Raw genomic sequence first — 19,743 nt, 5'->3', positions numbered from 1 at the left:
AAAATCTCCCTCTCCTCCTTGAGGATCCGGTTCTCCAGGCGCAGACGTTCATTCTCACGGGCCAGATCCGCCTGCGGCGCGGCTACCAGATCAGTGGGCCGATATTGCGCGACCCACTTGCCCAGCGTCGACAATCCCACCCCTAAATCTGACGCAACACGCCGACGCGACAGCCCGCTGGCCAGCGCAATCCGCACCGCTTCCCGCTTGAACTCTTCTGTATGCTTCATCATCTCGTCGGCCTCCTTGATAGAGTGTTAAACTCTCAAGTGACCGGCACAAAACCGTTACAAGTCCACTTTCGCTGCACTTGCCAGGTAGACACCATCGGGAAAACAATTCGCCGATAATGCTCTGAGGGTCCGATACGTGAGAACGCAGAAGATCGACGGATATCTGACGCCTGAACAGCTTATTTGAAGCATTGGTGGTAGTGTTGGTATACATGTTTCCGGCTATAACTCCTCACTACGACATTTTCGGTCGCATGGACACCTTTGGCCATGTTGGACAGCGCCTATGGAACCGCGTCGAATGGCAAATTGGACGATCACAAAGTCAGGTGTTCGAGCTCTGCAAGGCTGGCCTCGATTACCGTTTTCAGGACCCGCGCGTAATTTCCCTCCATTTCCATTGGTTCTAACTCTACCACAGACTTCATGATCGTCTCGCTGGGTGCTGTATTGCACGCAACAATCCCCAACGCCGTCAAGCGCGCGGGCGAGGCCAAGCACGACACCCTGTTTTTGTGGGAGCCGACGGCAAGAACGCGGCCATTTTGGGCCGACTTAACGCGCCATTGCCCACCGGGAGTGTAATATTCCAAATACCTTTCGTCCGGATCGAGGATTGTGCCCGTATCGTCTTCTGGATCGTCTTTTCCTGCGAATTTCATTTGAGCGACTGCCTCTTGGGTCTGAGCGATAATGTTATGCCGCCGTGTGCCATTTAGGTTCTGCCAGCTTGAAATGGTGCGAGTCACAAAGTCGGCGACTTCGTTTAATCCTACAGGCTTTCCATCGCAGCTGCGCATATCCGTGTTGCAGCATGGTTCAAACTCATGAATTGTCGGCTTCTCGAACTCGCGCGAGATCAGCAAATTGATTTCGCCTTTCGACATATCGCGGAAAAATCGACAATCGACCGAGCTAAAGCCAGCCTCGAATCTATCCATGATCTCCGCTGCGGGCGCATTTGCCAGTTCTTCCCAATGCCGCGCAGCAAAGCGTGCCTTGTTGAACGTCGAACTCAGCCCTTTATCCCGAGTGACAATGGCTGGATCCAGCCCGGCCAGATCGGTCGCAATCGATGATCTGACGCCAGACGGATCATTCAATTCTGCCAGTATCGATTTGAGACCGCTATTGCTGAAAGATAAATTGTGCGCTCGAAGCGTGAACCCTAGGATGTGCTTGTGGAGCCGATCGGACACACTGACTCCGAAAGGGTTTGCTTCCGGGCCAACGTGAAGTCCGATATAGATCAGCTCGCGGTCCCAGAAGCAGGCGTAGATTCCAGCACCGACCATTTCCGGTGCTCGTTTGATACGCGACTTCAGGTTGGCCCACGAGGGCATTCCCTCCTTGACGTTTTTTACTTGCTCGATTTCGCAAAACTCACCGGCGCTGAAAAATCGCATTTAGGCTCCTGCAAGCCGTTGTTCGCAAAGTTCAACTATCGCATAATTTGGATCTCACAACTTAATTCTTGGAGCCGCAGACTTATTTGCGTCCGAATTTGTCGGAACTAAGGCAATATATTAATGGACATATCGCGTTTCCCCGACACGTTCACGTTCAAGGCATTTGGCCACTCGGGTCGGTCATAAGCTAAAACGGAGATCACATGAACGCGAGCATCGACACAAACGATAGTCTCATTTATCCCTTGCACTTCCGACATTGAGTCCCTCCCAACGAACGCCTTATTAGGCTGATGCTCACAGAAACTTTCTTGCTGGCGAAGCTTCCCGAAACCAATGTTAGGCCTCGTTCTTCGAACTACGTGCAATTACCCGGCATCGGGCAGAAGCGTTATGGATCTTTAGCAAATCGATCGCGCAAAGAAGCATATCCTGAAAAACACCTCAATTAGGTCTTGGCTGAAGAGCAGGCATCGGGGAAAGTTATCGAAATATAAAAATTATGAGCGCCTCGACAACGGATGGTTTTTCGGCTTGTCTCTCGCTTTCAGTAATCGCGAATTGGCGGCAGACTTTGCCGTAAAATGCCAAAGATCGGACCTCGCATCCAGTGCGCGTCCATCTCATCACTTCAGTGGATTGTAATCTGTAGCCATGGTTAGTCCTTACGCATCCGAAGATCCTCTTCATCCTGAGAGCCTCAAGGAAAAGCAACGCGGTATCCGTGACAGCTTTCCCCTGCCCCTGACACTTCGTGTGCATCGTGCGCTAAGCTGGTTGCGGCGCGCTGAAGACGAAGAAGACGATCTCGACGTCCGATTCATTTTGCTTTGGATTGGTTTCAACGCCGCTTACGCCGGCGACCTCGACCGGGCGCTGGGTGGTGAGGGAAGGGGCGGCAACGAGCGTGAGCGCTTCGACCAGTTTTTTGCCGCTCTGGTCGAAATGGATGAAGACCATCGCATTTACGACGTGATCTGGGAACGCTTCAGCCAGGAAATTCGCCTGCTGATGGATAATAAATATGTATTCGCGCCATTCTGGCGGCACCATGCTGGTGAGTTTGGCGGCGCAGGTTGGGAAGTCACTTTCGACAGTGCAAAGCACGCGGCAAACCGTGCGCTGGCAGAAAAGAATACAGCTGTGGTGCTCTCGATACTTTTTGACCGCCTCTATGTCCTGCGAAACCAGCTGATTCACGGGGGCGCAACCTGGAACAGCGGGGCCAACCGCAATCAGGTCCGCGACTGCACCTCATTGCTTGGTTGTCTGTTGCCGGTATTCATTGACCTCATGATGGATAATCCTGACCGCGAATGGGCTATGCCCAATTATCCGGTCGTGGATGGATAGGGCGATTGGCGGGCGAGGATTGGACCGAGCCGGAAATCGACGCCATTGTCGCAGATTACTTCGCGATGCTGGCCGACGATATAGCGAGGCGATCATACAATAAGGCAGGACACAACCGCGATTTACAGGAACGGATCGATCGAAGCCGTGGTTCGATCGAGTTCAAGCACCAGAATATCAGCGCCGTCCTGCTCGGCCTCGGTCAACCGTGGATCCCGGGCTATAAACCCGCGGCGAATTTTCAGAACGCGCTGGTGGACCGAGTGCTGCGCTGGCTCGACCATAATGAGGACTGGTTGGTCCCGCAGGGTATTTCATCGCCACTGAGAGAGCCTGTTTCGGCAAAGTGGATCGGTCTGGAAAGCCAAGAGCTCCTGGAATTTGGTCCTGTCCCTTCGCAACGCAATGAACCGCCACCGGTGGATTCTGAATTCATGGCGAGGATTGCGCTGAAATACGATGTGGCGACGCGCGATGCCCGCAATCGCGCCTTGGGCAAAGCTGGCGAGGAACGGGTCTTGGCCCACGAACGAGTCCGGTTGAGGTCAGCGGGGAGGCTCGACCTCTCTCGTAAGGTGCGCTGGACATCGGCAGAGGACGGAGATGGTTATGGCTACGACATTTCCAGTTTCGAGCCGGATGGTTCCGATCGGCTACTTGAGGTGAAAACAACTAACGGTTGGGAGCGAACACCCTTTCACATCAGCTCGAACGAACTTGCCGTGGCCGACGATAGACGTGAACATTGGCATCTAGTTCGGCTGTGGGATTTTGCTCGTCAGCCAAAGGCTTTCTCACTTCGCCCCCCATTAAATGAGCATGCGGACCTTTCGCCAACAAGCTTTCTTGCGTCGCTCAAGTGATCGACTGCAATGCGAAACCAGGCGCGACCATATTTGTCGTAACTATCTCTTAGTTGGACATCATGCACGAGACAACGCCACATCGCCGCTACGGCCTCTCCAAGTCCCGCATCACCTCCTTCGAGCAATGCCCGAAGAAGCTGTGGCTGTCGGTCCACAAGCCTGAACTCGCGCAATATGATGAGGGTGCGGAAATGCGCTTTTCTGGCGGCAACGAAGTCGGCGAGATTGCCTGCGCCTTGCATACGCAGGGTGTGATGGTTGAAGCGGAGCCTAACCTTACCGCCGCGTTGGCCACCACGGCTCGTTTGTTGGCAGAAGATCATCCCGGACCGATCTTCGAAGCCACATTTGAACATGATGGTGTGCTTGTTCGGGTCGATGTCCTGGAACGCGCTGGGGAAAGCTCATGGCATGCGGCTGAGGTCAAAAGTTCGACCAGCGTGAAGGATTATCACCACGGTGATCTGGCGACACAGGTGTGGGTCATGCGGGGAGCTGGTCTCAACTTGGAGAGCGCAGCCATTCGCCACATCGATAAAAGCTTCGAACTGACGTCCGCAGGCGACTACGCTGGGCTGTTCCGCGATGCTGAGTTGATGGGCGAGGTGGATGACATTGTCACCGGGCGGGCTGCGCTGGTGCAAGAGGCACAGGCGGTGCTGGCTGATGATGAACCAACTTTGCAGATGGGCGATCATTGCTCGTCACCGTTCGAGTGCGAATTTGCCACATATTGCGGAAAAGCTTTGCCGGAAGGGCCCGATTGGCCCGTCACCGTCCTACCGCGCGGCGCCGGTAAGAAATGGCTGGAGAAAGGCATTGAGGATCTACTTGATCTCTCAGAGGAGGACCTTAGCGCCAAGAACGCGCAGATACTTTCAGCAACGCGTGACGATGTGCCGTATCATGATGTTGAAGGCGCTCGTCGAGAAATGGCGGACTGGGGTTGGCCACGGGCTTGGCTCGATTTTGAGACAATCGCGCCCGCAGTGCCGCGTTGGATAGGCACCCGGCCGTATCAACAGATACCCTTCCAATTCTCTCTTCATCTCGAGCAGCGGGATGGCACAATCACGCATCACGAATTTCTAAGCTGTGACGGCAGCGATCCTCGGCGGGCGTGTGCTGAAGCTTTGATCTCCATGGTTCCGGACGACGCGACCATCATTGCCTACTATGCCCCGTTCGAACGCCGCGTGCTTCGAGACTTGGCCGCCTGGGAGCCTGACCTGGCCGGCCCCCTACTGGTGATGGCTGAGGCAACGGTCGATCTCTTACCCGTCACGCGAAACAATTGGTATCATAGGGACCAGCGCGGCAGCTGGTCGATCAAGGCCGTGTTGCCGACCATCGCACCGGAGCTTGATTATGCTTCGCTTGAGGTGAAAGACGGCGGTAACGCACAACTTGCTTGGGCGGAAGCAGCTCAGAAAAGATGTAGTGTGGCGCGGCGTGAGGCCTTGGCCGAGGCTCTCAAAGCCTATTGTCAACGAGATACGTGGGCAATGATAACTATCGCGCGGGCCTTGGGAGCCGAAAATGAATGATGACTTGTTCGTTGATCTTTTTGCCTACCGGCAAAGAGAGAATAAAAATCCGCTCGAGGATTGGGCAACCGAGTGCCTCGCGGCGACAATGCGGTCACTTCCAGCTGATCCTTTAAAAAAGCTCCTGACAGACTTTGTAGGATCGGAACACGCTATTGTCGCGCAACTCGACGAGACCAAAGTCGAGATATTCACCCAATACCACGCCGGAAAAGCCGGCCGGCCGGACATGCTCGTGAAATACGATGGTCAGCCTTGGATACTTTTCGAAAACAAGGTCGGCCATGCAGTTTCTCAGCGCGACAGTGATGATGGCGAAAGCCACCAGCTGCGAGAATACGCAGACTGGTTAAAAGAGCACTGCGTCGAATGCGAAATGCCGAATGCAATGGTCTTTATCACACACTTAACGCCGCCGCCTGCAGACTTCGTTTCAGTAGATGGACACGCTCCATACCATGGCTTTTCTCGCTACCATTCTACATGGGGAGTATTGGCACGCAGGATGGCAGCCCTCGTGGAAGGTTTATGCAAAGACCATCATGCGGTTCGCTTAACGCAGGCATTTCTGACATATTTGGAGTCTGAGGATATGAGTAATGAATTTCCCGATGCAGTCGCTCTGTCGTCGGCCCAATTGTATGTCTCTCAAGCCGCAAGCCTTGAAAATCTCGTGGATCGGATGTGGCAGGAGGCAAAGAATATCGCGGCGTGCGGAAAAACCGCGAGCTACCGCATCAAGGCAGAACCTGACTACGGAACTGTGAACGCACAACGATACGCGTTATCAGCTCCACGAAGCTCCAGTGGATGGAGTTACATAGAAACCGGCATTTGGTTTCCTGAACTGGACTCATGGTATGATAGCGAACAGATCGGTCGTGATCTTGTTGGCCCTCACATATATGTCGGATTTTTCAACGGGGATGACGACTACTTTACGATGACGGATGCCGCGCCCGAAGGGTTCCTAAGACCGGCGAGCGATTTTTTGGCCATCGAAAGTATCTCGGCATTTGCGGCGGATCCGGATCTGCGTGGAGGCGAGATTGTGACTTGGGTCGCTGAGAAGGCAGCGGCGCTTCGTTCGTATCTGCTCGAGCAAAAGATCGTCAGCTAAGCTACGACCATTTCTGTCGCGCATCACGCCTATCTAGGCTGCATGACAGAACAAGAGATCGAACGCCTGAGGCACCGCCGTCGCCGCAATCACAATTGTCAATCCGACGCCTCTTTCGCCTCATCTACCGAAGTTAAGCTATTCATGCAGGCTTGGTGCGATGTGGTTTGCAGGTTGTCCGACCAGCAACTGCGTAATTGCGGCTCTGACCTTCAGGAAGCGTGGACGGATGCGGACGAAGCGAACAAGGCCTTCGATAGCGACGATGAGTGGGAACTGCTCACCAGCCAGCAGTATCCGGCCCTTTTGCGCCGAATTGCGACGAGCAAAGCGATCGGCAAAAAGAAAATTGGCACGTCGCTCGATCGCCGAATCGACTGGTTGGCGCAAACTCTGGGTCTTGACGAGATCGAACGGGAGATTGTGCTTACGCTTGCAAGGTGTTCTACCCATGACGAGTGGGACAAACTCATTCGAGCTATTCCTGGCGGCGGTCACAATCCGTCCGCGCGCAAGATCGCCTTCCTGAACAATCTCTCTCTTTCCAAGGTAGAGGATCGCCTGGCAGTCGGCGCGAAGCTGTGGAGCACGGGCTTGGTCGACAACGATGGGGACGGGGAGGTTTCGGCCAACAACTTCTTGCGACGGATAGCCAAAACGGGCTCGCCACCGTCTCGCCTGGCAAAGCAGCTTATGCCAGCGGCGAGGGCCTCGAGCCTCCAATGGGAGGACTTTGACCATATCGGACCGCAGCGCGAGATTGCCGAAGCATTGGTAGCGGCGGCGAAGCCTTGCGCCATTCTTCTTTATGGGCCGCCAGGAACCGGAAAAACGGAATTTGCGAAGCTGCTCGCCGCTCGTTCGGGCAAGCGGGCAGTTTTTGCTGGAATGGAAGACGACAATGGTCGCGAGCCGAACCGCCGCGAGAGGCTTGCTCACCTGACCTTGTTGCGCGCTCTTACCAGCGGCGATCCAAGCCGCGTGGTGGTGATGGACGAGGCCGACGATGTTCTACAACTGGGCGCTCTGGAAGACCGTGGAGGCCGCTCGAAGCTGTTCCTTAATCGCCTGATTGAAGGCGGCCAGCGGCCAACAATTTGGATCGTCAATGATCTCTGGCGCTTCGAAGAGTCGCTTATCCGGCGAATGTCCCTGGCGATTGAGTTTCCGAAACCGTCACTCGCAGTCAGGCAGAGGGTCGTAGAAAGACATGCGAAGAAAGCGAGATTGAAATTGTCTGAGCAGGAGAGGCTTCGACTGGCCTCGCTTCCAGCTGCGCCTGCCGTGCTTGCCTCGGCTGTTGAGGGTGCGAAGAAGGTTGCTGGAAATATCGAACAAGCGATGGCAATCGGGGAGGGGCTGGTCTCCGCAATCTCCGGGCGACCCGCGAGTCCGACGCCTTTGCCCTCAGCATACGACCCCACGTTGGCGCTGGCAGATCGTGATCTGGATGCGCTGGCCCAGCGGCTGGAAGCAATCGAGGATCGCGAGTGGAGTTTGCTGCTCTCAGGGCCGAGCGGGACCGGCAAGAGCGCCTATGCCCGCCATCTGGCCGAGCGGTTGAAGATCGAACTGATTGAACGGCGTGGCTCTGACTTGCTCGGAATGTATGTTGGCGAAACCGAAGCGAATATCGCCGCCGCCTTCCACGAGGCATCGCGGTGCAAGGGCCTACTGCTTATCGACGAAGCCGATGACTTCCTTTCTGACCGCCGGGACGCCCAGCGCAGCTGGGAGCGCAGCTTGGTCAACGAGATGCTGCGCCAGATGGAGGTCTCGAAGGCGCCGTTCGTGGCGACGACCAATTTGGCGGACAATCTCGATCCGGCGACCCAGCGGCGTTTTACGATCCGTGCCGCATTCCGCGCGCTCGACGAAAGTCGCGCCCGAACGCAATTTCATCGTTGGTTCGGACAAGAAGCTCCGCGCGATGTCCAGCTCCAGGGTTCGACCCCAGGCGATTTTGCACTCGTTTCGCGCCGGGCAAAACTGCTCGACGAAGGCAATCCCACTACGCTGGCGAAGTGGCTGCAGAGGGAACTTGCGGATCGTGGCCAAGCGCGCAGCCCGATGGGATTTTAGCAAACTTTTCTGGGATGTTCGATCAGCTCTGAGGATGGGCTAAGTGGTAAAGTATCCAATTCGGTTAGGGTGCATGAATGAGTGATTTGATAGACCGAGCGCGGGGAGCGCTGGTGGGCCTTGCCGTTGGTGATGCCGTGGGCACGACGCTCGAATTTACATCACGCGACAGCGGTAAAGCGCTGGCCGATATGATCGGTGGAGGACCGTTTAATCTGAAGCCGGGGGTCTGGACCGACGACACGAGCATGGCGTTGGCATTGGCTGAAAGTCTTGCCGAATGCGGCGGTCTTGATGCGACTGATCTTATGACGCGTTTCGTCGATTGGTGGCGCTACGGGAATTACAGCCCCACTGGAAATTGTTTTGACATCGGTATCACTACTCGAAATGCGCTCGCGGCTTTCGAGCAGAGCGGGGACCCATTTGCAGGCTCACGCAATCCCGACGCGGCCGGTAATGGTTCACTGATGAGGCTTTCTCCAATTGCGATTTGGGGTGTTGCGTCGGGCGAGGAGGCGATGCGCGAGGCTGCTCGCGCACAAAGTGCCACCACTCATGCTGCGCGCGCCTGCCTTGATGCTTGCGAAGCTTTCTCGATGATAGTCCACCGCGCAATTTTGGATGGCGACTTCGAATTGGGCTTAGCAAGTTGTGGCCGACTAGACCTGTCCGAACCAATCACATCCATCGTGGGCGGATCCTGGCGTGACAAAAATCGCGATGAGATCGCAAGTAGCGGCTATGTTGCTCATTCGCTCGAGGCTGCGTTGTGGTGTGTCGGGCAAGGGGGCAGTTTCCGCGAAATCGTGCTGCGCGCTGCAAATCTTGGCGACGATGCCGACACGACCGCCGCAATCACTGGGCAACTTGCAGGTGCGCTTTTTGGAGCCACCGGTATCCCGCAAGACTGGCTTGCAAAGTTGGCTTGGTATGATCGAATTCAAAGCCTCGCTGACCGCCTTCTAGAAGCGGCACCCCATGCTGCCTCATAGTGTTGGCGGCGCTAGGACCGGTTTTGTCGCAGGTCGCTTGTAGGCAGGCCTCAAGGAGAATTTTCGTAGATGCGTCTTCACAACGATACTGTTCTTTATTCGCCAAGCGATCTTGTCCGATACCTCGGCTGCACACACGCGACCGCACTTGATTTGGCGGCGTTGCGCGATCCAGCAAGCGCACCCGAGCGAGCTGAAGACGATGCGATGGGTAAACTCGTTCAGGCTCAAGGTCTCGAACACGAGGAAGCGTATCGTGCAGAGTTGGAGACCAAGGGCGGTCTTGTTGAGATCCCCGACAATCGCTCGCTCGAGTCCCGTGCCCGCCTGACGCGGGAAGCGATTCAAAGTGGACCGGCGTATATCTTCCAAGCCGCGTTCATTGACGAACCGTGGAGTGGGTTTGCCGATTTCCTCGAGCGCGTGGAAGAGCCATCCACGTTAGGTGCATTCTCTTACGAACCGGTCGATACCAAGCTCGCCCGTTCGCCCAAGGCAGGACACATCGTGCAATTAGCGCTTTACGCCCGGATGATAGCCGCCATTCAGGGCCGAATGCCACGGCGGGTGCATATTGAGCTTGGCGACGGTCGGCGTGAGAGTTTCCGCTTGGTCGATTTCGATAAGGTGCTTGGGAACGCAATCCTGCGCTTCACGACGTTTGTCGCAGGCGGAGCGCAGGAGACGCAACCGGAGCCATGCTCTGCTTGCTCGCTTTGCCCTTGGCGTGAGCATTGTGAACAGGTGTGGGAGGAAGCCGACCACCTCAGTCGTGTATGTGGTTTAGGCAAACCACAGGCGCAGAAGCTACGAGATGCCGGGATCGTGACGGTGGCGGATCTCGCAGCCCTGCCGGGAGACGCAAAAGTGGCACGCATTGCTCCCGAGACGTTGACGAAATTGCGTAAGCAAGCACAAATGCAGAAGGCACGCTGGGCCGGCGGGGAGGCTTGCGTCGAAACCTTGCCTGTCGAGGAGCAGCGCGGCTTCTCCAACCTCCCGCAACCCGATCCTGCAGATTTGTTCTTCGATCTCGAAGGCGATCCGCTGCAGGAGGGTGGCCTCGACTATCTTTGGGGCGTTCATTTCCGCGATGGTTCGAAGCCGGAGTTCTATCATCGGTGGGGACACGACAAAGTCGCGGAGCGTGCGGCGTTTGAAGAAACCTTGGACTGGATGGCCACTCATCTAGCGAAGCATCCGGCGGCGCATGTCTACCACTACGCCCCCTACGAAATTACATCGCTCAAACGCTTGTCGACGCTCCACGCGAGCCGCGAGGATCTGCTCGACCGCATGTTGCGCGAAAGGCGCTTCGTCGATCTATATGGCGTGCTGCGCCAAGCTATTCGAACGTCCGAGGACAATCTCTCCCTGAAAACGATGGAGGTCTTTTTCGCCGAAGCACGGCAGGGCGATGTTACCAAGGCGGACCAATCCGTTGTCGAATACAAAAGCTGGCAGCAGACGGGCGAACAGAAAATCCTCGATGACATCCTCGATTATAACCGGGTGGACTGCGAGAATACCGAGGCCCTGCGCGATTGGCTGATCGAACTGAGATTGGACGATCTTCCTTGGCGCGCCGTGGGAGAAGATCATCCTGTCGCCGACGAAAAGGCGGAAGAGCGCGCGGAGGCGGAAGCACGAGCCGAACGACTTATCAATGCTATCGGAAATGGCCCACTTCCTTCAACGAAGGAAGGCCGTGAACTTGTGGGCTATCTTACCCAATTCCACCGCCGGGCCGACAAGCCCTCATATTGGGCCATGTTCGACAGATGCGAAAGCGAACCGGAGGAACTTTGCGAAGACATCGAATGTATCGGGTCCATTGCTCCAGCGCGGGATAGCGATGGCAACTGGCAGCGGCCCGATAAGCGGAGCACCATTTCAAGCTACCGCTTCCCGTCGCAGGAGACCAAGTTGCGCGAAGGCGACGTGGTCCTCCATGCGCCTACACTTGCCAAGGTGGGCACGATCGTTGCTCTCGACGGTGAGAGGGGGGCGGTCGAAGTCAAGCGAGGAAATGCCGCCAAGGGCGCTTGGCCCGAAAGTGGTTCGCTCATCCCAGAGCCGGTGGTCCCAAGCGCTATTCTTGTCGCTGCAGTGCGCAGGGTTGCGATGGCATGGGCAGGTATGAATGAAGACCAGTGGCTTCATGGTGATACCGATCCCGACGGCACCGAAAGCTGGTCCTGCGGTTCGACAGAAAGCAAGCCTTACAGCGCGTTGTTGGACCTCATCGAAAGAAACAAACCGCGCCTCCACGATTTGAACGGCGGACCTTTGGTCCGCAAAGGTGAAAGTCTGGTCGAGGCTACGACAGCGCGATGTCTGGCGATGGACGGGACCACGCTGTTCATTCAGGGCCCTCCTGGCACGGGTAAGACCTACACCAGCGCGCATATCATCTGCGCTCTGATTGCAGCTGGGAAGCGCATCGGGGTGTCCAGCAACAGTCACAAGGCCATCAACAATTTGCTTGCGAAAGTGGAGGACGTGGCTGACGAGACGGGCCTCAGTTTTGTGGGAGTCAAGAAGTGCACCCGCGGCAAGGACGATCAGAAACTCGATGGTCGCGTCATAACCGATGTCGAAAGCAAGGCCGACGTTATCGACTATTCGCCTGACCTGATCGGCGGCACGGCTTGGCTGTTCGCGGACGAGGATTTCGACCAGGAACTCGATTACCTGTTTGTGGATGAGGCTGGTCAAGTGTCGCTCGGACATCTTTTGGCAATGGGATCGGCAGCGAAGAACCTCGTGCTCGTTGGCGATCAGATGCAGCTCGCGCAGCCGATCCAGGGATCGCATCCGGGCGAAAGCGGCCTCTCCGCGCTCGATTATCTGCTGCAAGGTGAGGCGACCGTCGCCCCCGATCGTGGCATTTTGCTTGATACCAGCTGGCGAATGCACCCCGATATTTGCGGGTTTATCTCACAGGCCGTTTATGACGGACGACTTGTTGCTCATTCAGACTGCGCGCGGCAGCGACTGCACTTGAAGCCTGGACACGAAACCGCCCTAGCCGAAACCGGTATTCGTTTCGTGGCAATGGATCATACTGGTTGCGGCCAGCGCTCGGATGCCGAAGTGGAAAGAGTAAAGGAGCTCGCGCAAGGACTGATTGGCACCACGTTCACCGATCGCGATGGAAATGAAGGAAAGATCGGGTGGAGGAACATCCTCGTTGTCGCCCCTTATAATTTGCAGGTGAACGCGTTGCAGGCTGCTCTGCCTAGCGCCGCGCGAGTGGGGACGGTCGACAAGTTCCAAGGCCAGGAGGCGGAGGTCGTCATCGTGTCACTAGCGACATCGAGTCCCGAAGACCTGCCTCGCCATATTGAATTCTTCTATTCGAAGAACCGCATCAATGTAGCCATCAGCCGTGCGCGCACACTGGCGCTATTGGTTGCCAATCCGAAGCTGCTGGAATTAAACGCAAAGAGCATCGATCACTTGCGGCTTGTGAATACGCTCGCCTGGGTGGCAGAGGAGGGAAGTGAGTGAGCCAAAAGGATCTGGTATTTTACGCTGCTGATGGTTCAGCATATCAACCCGTGAAGCACTATAACCGAGCATCAGGAAAGAGCGCATATCGGGTTAAGCCACGCGGGGCTTCTAACAAAACGAGCGACTTCATTGAATACGAGACTATCGAAGAGGTGGCCAAGGCTATGCTTATTGATGGGCTACCCGCAAGGGTTAAGTCGCTCGATAATTCTGGTCCTGTTAGCGTCTTGGTATTCGGTGGCGAATTGTTGAAGCGATACGAATTAAATCCAATAATTGCGCAGCGCTTAGGTGTCGCCGCTCAATCTGAAGATCGATCAGATGAGAAGGCTGAGCTGGCAATTCTGAAAGGACGTTTCCTTTCAATGTTTCCTGATTTCGAAGAGCGAGGCGCATTCGAGGCGATCTCGGGGAAGTGGTATCAGACTTACCGAAGCCGAGTTGACGCGTTGCTTGCCGATCCACGGCTAAAGACCAAGGACGGCTGGTCCGTCCTTGAAGCTTTGCTCGATGCCTCGCAGGGTGGGCGAGGCTCATTGCCACCGTTTTTTGAGGGGGATGTAACTTGGAGGGTCAAACGTGTGCGCGATGCAGATCCGAGCGCGTTCAACACTGCGCTCGACCGCCTCATTCAGATTAATGAGTCGTCCTCGGTCGAGAAAATTTCAGCTGCCATCAACAAGTTCAACGAAACGTTCTCGCCGCTTCTGAAAACCATCGGACAGGAAACGACATATCGCGATACGCGCATCGTGCCGTCTGCTGTCCTCGCCGCCACCATTCCTAATCAAGCTGTTCTTATACGTTACGTGCCATACAGTCGTATTGAACGGTTACTGCATGATAGACCACTTTTTCATAATGCACCGATCACTGCAAAAGAATACAAACTGACGATTGATCTCGCGCTTGAGGTCAAGACCGCCCTCATTAGCTGGGGGTGGATTCCTCGTGATCTCTGGGACATTCACGGATTTATTCTGTCTACCTATGTGGACCATTCAGATGAAAGCGCCCGGAATAGTGAAGATGAATTGCTGGCTCGCTTTGATAGGGACGAGCGATTCAGGAACGTGCGCAGCGGATGGAGTGAGGAACAGAGGAACGCGTTCTGTTCAATCGTGCGCACGGCTCATCACGCGGGTCTCGATTGGTATCACACTAATATACCGGAAATCCGGTGCGGCAGAAAAAGTTCTGACGGCTTGCCTGCAGAGGGAACGATCGCGTCGGTTCAATTGCGAAAGGACCGAGCATTTCTACAATTAAGTCATCAGCACGAGAAAGTCGGCCTCGAGGGAAGTTTCGAGTTTGACAATGACGGAGCAGAGAACTTCTCCGCTGCCATGGAAGATGCTCTGGAAGAAATTGCAAATTGGCAACCGCCTGTGCCGAGCCGGCCCGGTAGATGGCCAAACGAGTATAAAGATTTGGGGGATACGGACTTGGATACGCCTGCGAGGATATCGCCGACAAACCTGATTCTTTACGGTCCACCTGGGACTGGTAAGACCTATCAGACTATGGAGGTCGCGGTCAGGCTTTGCGGGGAACTTCCAGCCCAGGACCGACTTCAATTGCATCAGCAGTATGGTCGTCTTCGTAAGGAGAGGCGGATAGAGTTCGTCACCTTCCATCAAAACTTTGCTTACGAAGAGTTTGTCGAAGGACTGCGACCTCCACATTCTTCAGATGACAAGGAGACTCAGGAAGAGATCAACCCCGGGATGATCCTCGATGTCCACTCTGGAATATTTCGTGATGTCGTTGATAACGCTCTGCTAGAGCGAGGAAGTTCGGCTCTTACCCTTGATCCGCAAAGATCAGTTTTCAAAATTGCACTCGGTGATCGTGGATCTGAGGAGGCTGCAATCCAAGAAGCGTTGGATCGCGAGATCATCACGCTTGGGTGGGGTGGCTCGATAGACTGGAGTGCGCCCAAATATGAAGAATTCTCAGCCATTCTGCACAAATGGCAAAGCGAAGTGAACCCAGACGCCACCGGCAAAGATTCAAACGTAGAACAGCTCTTCGCTTTAAGATCTTGGATGCAGGAGGGCGACTACGTGGTCGTCTCGGACGGCCGAGACCGATTTCGAGCGATTGGTCAGGTGACCGGGCCATATTATTTCCTACAAGATGTCGAGCGACACCCCCATCAAAGGAAAGTCCGATGGCTCTGGCGTGACGATGAGGGACAGGAGCGTTCGATCTTTTATCCCCGCGGATTTCGAAGGCATTCCCTCTATAGGCTCGATCCAAATGCCATCGACTGGGTCGCGCTCTCTGCCGTCGTTAACAATGATGCTGATGCATCGACAGGGACCGGGCGGTTGCCTCATGTGCTCATTATCGACGAAATCAATCGCGCCAATATTTCCAAGGTGTTCGGAGAGCTTATTACTCTCATCGAGCCGGACAAACGACTTGGCATGCCCAACGCGCTCAAGGTCCGATTGCCATATTCCAAGAAAGATTTCGGCGTTCCGGCCAATCTCCACATCGTCGGCACCATGAACACTGCCGACCGCTCGATCATGCAAATCGACACGGCGCTACGTCGCCGGTTCCGCTTCGAGGAAATGGAGCCCAACAGCACACTACTCAGAACGGTTGATAATATCGATCTCCGTAGAGTGCTCGACACGATAAACGCCCGTATCGAATATCTTCTCGATCGCGATCATGCTGTGGGCCACGCCTTCTTTATGGGTGACGGGGGTAAGGATCGTGCCGCCATCGACGAGACAATGCGCTTCAAGATCATTCCGCTGCTGCAGGAATATTTCTTCGATGACTGGCGCAATATCGCAGCGGTGCTTGGCGCCGGTTTCGTTCGCGGTAAGACCCTCGCTGTCCCGCCCGGTATCGAGGATCGCGGCGAGCGGACGCGCTGGACTATCCGTTGGCAAGAGAATGCCAAATCGGGTTTTCCGGAGAACGCCTATGATCTTCTGCTCAAGGGCACAGAGGCCGAGGTCGATCAGGGCGACAGCTCCAAAGGGGATGGCATGGATGACGCGGAAGACGAGGCGTGACCCATCTCACCGTGCGCGAGTGGGGGGAGGTAAAAGTCGGTGCTCACGCTCCGAGGAATTGTTTTACTGATAAACAGGCGCTCGCTCTTTGCAACGCTGCCCGCGCACATCCCAATGCCAATATCCATGGGACGAATATTCTGGTGGACAGGCGTGACCGACTGGTAGCGCAGCAAATGGTCGGTGTATTGTCCGCTGCCGGCTGCAGCCTTGAAATTTTGCCCAAGCTCGATCCCGACAAGCCGGAACCGGAGGACAATATTACCCGCGGCGCCGAGCGCCAGACAGAGCGCATCCGGCTAGTTCGAATGCTCGATATCGCTTTCGACCTGGGCCTGTCTGCCGGGAACGCTGACAGCATGGGGCACAAGGCGACCAGCCTGCTCGAGATACTGATCGCAAACTTCGCTGACAAACTTCTGCAAGAAGTTCGACGTGGGCTTCCGCGTCGCTATCTCCAGTGCGAAGATGATCTGCCAGCTTTGCGCGGCAGGCTCGACACCGTCCGGCAATTCACGCGCAACGCTGTGCGTCCTGATAGGCTAGCGTGCCGGTTCGACCAATTGGAAGCCGATACGCCCGTGATGAGGATTATGGCTTCCGCCGTTCCCTTCCTGCACCGTCATGCACGGCAGCAGGAAAACCGGCGCAAGCTGGCCGAGCTTCGCCATTGGCTGCATGAAATCCCACAAATGCCGATTGCACGTCTGCCATGGAAAGACGTGCGCATAACTCGTGCTAATCAACGTTGGGGCGAACTCCATCGGCTGGCCGAACTGCTCCTGAGGCGTAATTGGCAAGGTGTCGATCGGGAAAACGGTGGAGCGATTGGCATTACGCTGGTCTTCCCGATGAATGACCTGTTTGAGAAATACGTCGCGGCGATGCTTCGACGAGCGATGTCTCCGCACGGAATTCGGGTGTTGGAGCAAGGTGGGCATCGCAAATGTCTCGGCCAGTGGAGCGAGGGGAAAGCGCTTGCGGCAGATGGCGGCCGTGCATTTTCTACTAAACCCGATATCCGATTGCTGCGCGGCAACAGGTTGCTCGCGGTCATCGATACCAAATGGAAGAAGATGATTTCGCCTACGCACAAGTCACATGGGCTGCGCCAGGCCGATGTCTATCAGCTCATGGCATATGCAAGACTTTACGATGGCGCGGACGTGGCGTTGCTTTATCCTTCGGTTGCCGGCGAAGGCGCGAGGCTGCACAAGCCCTACACGATCGCTGGGGGGCATGAGCGGCTTGATGTGATGAGTGTCGATATCTCGCTCGATCACAAGAGTGTTGCGAAACAACTTGAGGAACTTTGTCGGCATTTCACACCAGTCCCACAAATTGCTGTGAATTAAGACTTTCCATCCCGATCGCTTCCATGCAATCTTCCGACATATCCGGTCGTAGGGGCGGTCGGCATAGGGGAGGGGCGTATGGCCAGAATGGCCAAACTCGATCGACTAATCACGCTGGTGAATGCTCTTGGCGACTCTGCCGAGGGGCTCACACTAGATGAGATGGCTGAAGTCATCGGAGCGGACCGGAGGACGGCGGAACGACTTCGGGATGTCATCTTGGTGCATTTCGATCTCGAAGAAAGTTTGGATGACCGGCGCAAACGTTTTCGCATTCCTGGCTCTCTTTCGTCTCCCTTCACGCAACCGAATGTCGAAGAAATCGCTGCGTTGCAGGCAGCGGCTCAAGCAGCCCGAAAGGAGCGGTCAGCGAATGCCCCTGCGCTCGAAAGTTTGTTGGGAAAAGTCCAGGCGACGCTCAAGCGCGAAGTCAAAAGCCGCATGGCACCCGATCTGGATCCGCTGGTTCGCTTGCAGCGTCACTACATTCCCGCGGGCCCGGCATACGAAAATGCACCAGAGAACATAGCGCAGATCCAGCGCGCCATGATGGCGGGCCAATGCATCGAGTTCGACTACCGACCTGACGGTGCCGAGGAGCCGAAGTGGCGAAGGGTCATTCCACTCGGGCTTATACATGGACCGACGACCTATCTCATTGGCGAGATGCCAAATCGCGACCTCGAACCCGTCCCCTTCCGGATTGACCGCATGAGCGAGGTGCGCGCCAGCAACGAGCCCGGTTGCCCGGACGAGGACTGGAGCCTGGACGACTGGATGGGCAAGAGCTTTGGCATCTGGCGTGAGGAAGGACGTGACATTGTCCTGCGCGTTTCAGCCGAGATGGCAGACCGTGCGCGAAATTGGCGTTTCCATCCCGACCAGATGATTGAGGTGGACGGAGATGAACTCGTCATCCGTTTCCATTCCGGCGGCCTTCGCGAGATTGCCGAGCATCTTTTTACCTGGGGCGGGCACGTGTGCATCGAAGAGCCTGAGGAATTGCGCGAGGTGATGCGGGAACGGCTCGAAGCGGGAAAAGGGGCGGTCAAAATTTTGCGACCGGAAATGTCGCAAGATCCTGACAGTAGGGGCGCATGACAACTAATTCGACAAACCAACTTTCGGAACGCTTTGACGACGCACTTGTATATGCAAGCCGCATTCATCGCGATCAGCGGCGCAAGGGTGCGGACATTCCCTATGTGTCACATCTGCTCGGCGTCGCAGCGATCGCAATCGAAAATGGTGCAACGGAAGACCAAGCAATAGCGGCTCTATTGCACGATGCCGTCGAGGATCAGGGCGGGGCTGCAAGACTGGAAGATATTCGGAATCGCTTCGGTGAGGAGGTCGCCCGCATCGTTAACGATTGCACCGACACTGACATCGAGCCCAAGCCACCGTGGCGCGCACGAAAGGAGGCTTATTTAGCCAGCCTTCCGCACAAACCAACGGCTTCACTTGAAGTCAGTATCGCCGACAAGACCCATAACGCCGGCGCCATCTTAGCTGACCTTCACATCCATGGAGGAGAGGTCTGGAGCCGCTTTACCGGAAGGAAGGGCGGCAGCCTCTGGTATTATCGAGAGCTAGCGAAGACATTTGCCGAGCTAATCCCTGGCAGGGCGAGCAATCGTTTCATCCGCTTAGTGGAAGAAATGGAGGAGATTGCATGAAGCCCCAATTCCCTCTTGGAAAAACACTGTCCAATGCAGCTGCAATAGCGATATTTGGCACTGCGCTTTTCTTCGTTATCGGGCCGTCCCTCATTTACGCGCTGATAGATATAGCCCTTGCAATGGGGGCAAAATGAAGCAACCGAAATCAGTTAATGGGATCGAAGAATTCGGCAGAGTTCGCCTGTCGAAGAGTTTCTTCATGCGCGATTTCCTGTTCTCCGACATCGCTGCAATTCATGGATTAGCTAATTGGACTTGTAACGGTTTTGTGCCGGTCACTTGAGAGTTTAACACTCTATCAAGGAGGCCGACGAGATGATGAAGCATACAGAAGAGTTCAAGCGGGAAGCGGTGCGGATTGCGCTGGCCAGCGGGCTGTCGCGTCGGCGTGTTGCGTCAGATTTAGGGGTGGGATTGTCGACGCTGGGCAAGTGGGTCGCGCAATATCGGCCCACTGATCTGGTAGCCGCGCCGCAGGCGGATCTGGCCCGTGAGAATGAACGTCTGCGCCTGGAGAACCGGATCCTCAAGGAGGAGAGGGAGATTT

At 55.7% G+C, this 19,743-nt stretch carries 15 protein-coding genes; 13 read left to right on the top strand and 2 right to left on the bottom strand.

Translation table 11 applies throughout. The features are described from left to right. Both FEV51_RS13020 and FEV51_RS13015 read right to left on the bottom strand, forming a co-directional pair. Window positions 1-233: transposase (locus FEV51_RS13020; RefSeq protein WP_222927442.1), on the bottom strand; the 233-nt coding region annotated here is incomplete at its 3' end. Window positions 234-550: 317 nt separating this feature from the next. Further along, window positions 551-1,639 (bottom strand): hypothetical protein, encoded by a 1,089-nt coding sequence (locus FEV51_RS13015; RefSeq protein ID WP_138619562.1) that lies wholly within the window; start codon window positions 1,637-1,639, stop codon window positions 551-553. Between the two features lie 657 nt (window positions 1,640-2,296). On the opposite strand from FEV51_RS13015, the gene FEV51_RS13010 reads away from it, so the two are divergent. The 13 genes from FEV51_RS13010 to FEV51_RS12955 all read left to right on the top strand — a co-directional run. After that, entirely contained in the window at window positions 2,297-2,995 is a 699-nt protein-coding gene (locus tag FEV51_RS13010) for a HEPN domain-containing protein (protein ID WP_138619560.1), read from the top strand. Between the two features lie 5 nt (window positions 2,996-3,000). Further along, the gene (locus FEV51_RS13005) at window positions 3,001-3,858 is read left to right on the top strand and encodes a protein NO VEIN domain-containing protein (RefSeq protein ID WP_138619558.1); all 858 of its coding nucleotides are present in this window, start codon (window positions 3,001-3,003) and stop codon (window positions 3,856-3,858) included. A 62-nt stretch (window positions 3,859-3,920) separates the two neighbouring features. Continuing rightward, on the top strand, window positions 3,921-5,408 hold the full coding sequence (locus FEV51_RS13000; RefSeq protein WP_138619556.1) for a DUF2779 domain-containing protein: 1,488 nt from the start codon (window positions 3,921-3,923) through the stop codon (window positions 5,406-5,408). Next, window positions 5,401-6,528, top strand: a complete 1,128-nt coding sequence (locus FEV51_RS12995; RefSeq protein WP_138619554.1) for a hypothetical protein — start codon at window positions 5,401-5,403, stop codon at window positions 6,526-6,528. The genes FEV51_RS13000 and FEV51_RS12995 overlap by 8 nt, the downstream gene beginning before the upstream one ends. A 42-nt stretch (window positions 6,529-6,570) precedes the next feature. Next, window positions 6,571-8,610 (top strand): AAA family ATPase, encoded by a 2,040-nt coding sequence (locus FEV51_RS12990; RefSeq protein ID WP_138619552.1) that lies wholly within the window; start codon window positions 6,571-6,573, stop codon window positions 8,608-8,610. A gap of 113 nt (window positions 8,611-8,723) precedes the next feature. After that, window positions 8,724-9,605, top strand: coding sequence for an ADP-ribosylglycohydrolase family protein (locus tag FEV51_RS12985; protein ID WP_246034576.1), 882 nt, complete (start codon window positions 8,724-8,726; stop codon window positions 9,603-9,605). A gap of 69 nt (window positions 9,606-9,674) precedes the next feature. Beyond that, entirely contained in the window at window positions 9,675-13,118 is a 3,444-nt protein-coding gene (locus FEV51_RS12980) for a TM0106 family RecB-like putative nuclease (RefSeq protein WP_138619548.1), read from the top strand. Then, entirely contained in the window at window positions 13,115-16,159 is a 3,045-nt protein-coding gene (locus FEV51_RS13245) for an AAA family ATPase (RefSeq protein ID WP_138619545.1), read from the top strand. The genes FEV51_RS12980 and FEV51_RS13245 overlap by 4 nt, the downstream gene beginning before the upstream one ends. Next, window positions 16,156-17,514: an McrC family protein gene (locus FEV51_RS12970; RefSeq protein WP_138619543.1), complete on the top strand. Its 1,359-nt coding sequence runs from the start codon at window positions 16,156-16,158 to the stop codon at window positions 17,512-17,514. Before FEV51_RS13245 ends, FEV51_RS12970 begins: the two co-directional genes overlap by 4 nt. 87 nt (window positions 17,515-17,601) lie before the next feature. Further along, window positions 17,602-18,615 (top strand): helix-turn-helix transcriptional regulator, encoded by a 1,014-nt coding sequence (locus tag FEV51_RS12965; RefSeq protein WP_246034575.1) that lies wholly within the window; start codon window positions 17,602-17,604, stop codon window positions 18,613-18,615. After that, entirely contained in the window at window positions 18,612-19,193 is a 582-nt protein-coding gene (locus FEV51_RS12960) for an HD domain-containing protein (RefSeq protein ID WP_138619539.1), read from the top strand. The genes FEV51_RS12965 and FEV51_RS12960 overlap by 4 nt, the downstream gene beginning before the upstream one ends. A 133-nt stretch (window positions 19,194-19,326) precedes the next feature. Continuing rightward, entirely contained in the window at window positions 19,327-19,479 is a 153-nt protein-coding gene (locus FEV51_RS13210; protein WP_171033139.1) for a hypothetical protein, read from the top strand. A gap of 32 nt (window positions 19,480-19,511) precedes the next feature. Beyond that, window positions 19,512-19,743 (top strand): transposase (locus FEV51_RS12955; protein ID WP_222927442.1); only part of this gene is annotated, 232 nt, incomplete at its 3' end.

The organism is Qipengyuania marisflavi (assembly GCF_005884405.1).
Lineage (GTDB): Bacteria > Pseudomonadota > Alphaproteobacteria > Sphingomonadales > Sphingomonadaceae > Qipengyuania > Qipengyuania marisflavi.
Note: the sequence above shows the minus strand (reverse complement) of the source record. Positions and strands in the feature narration are given on the sequence as shown.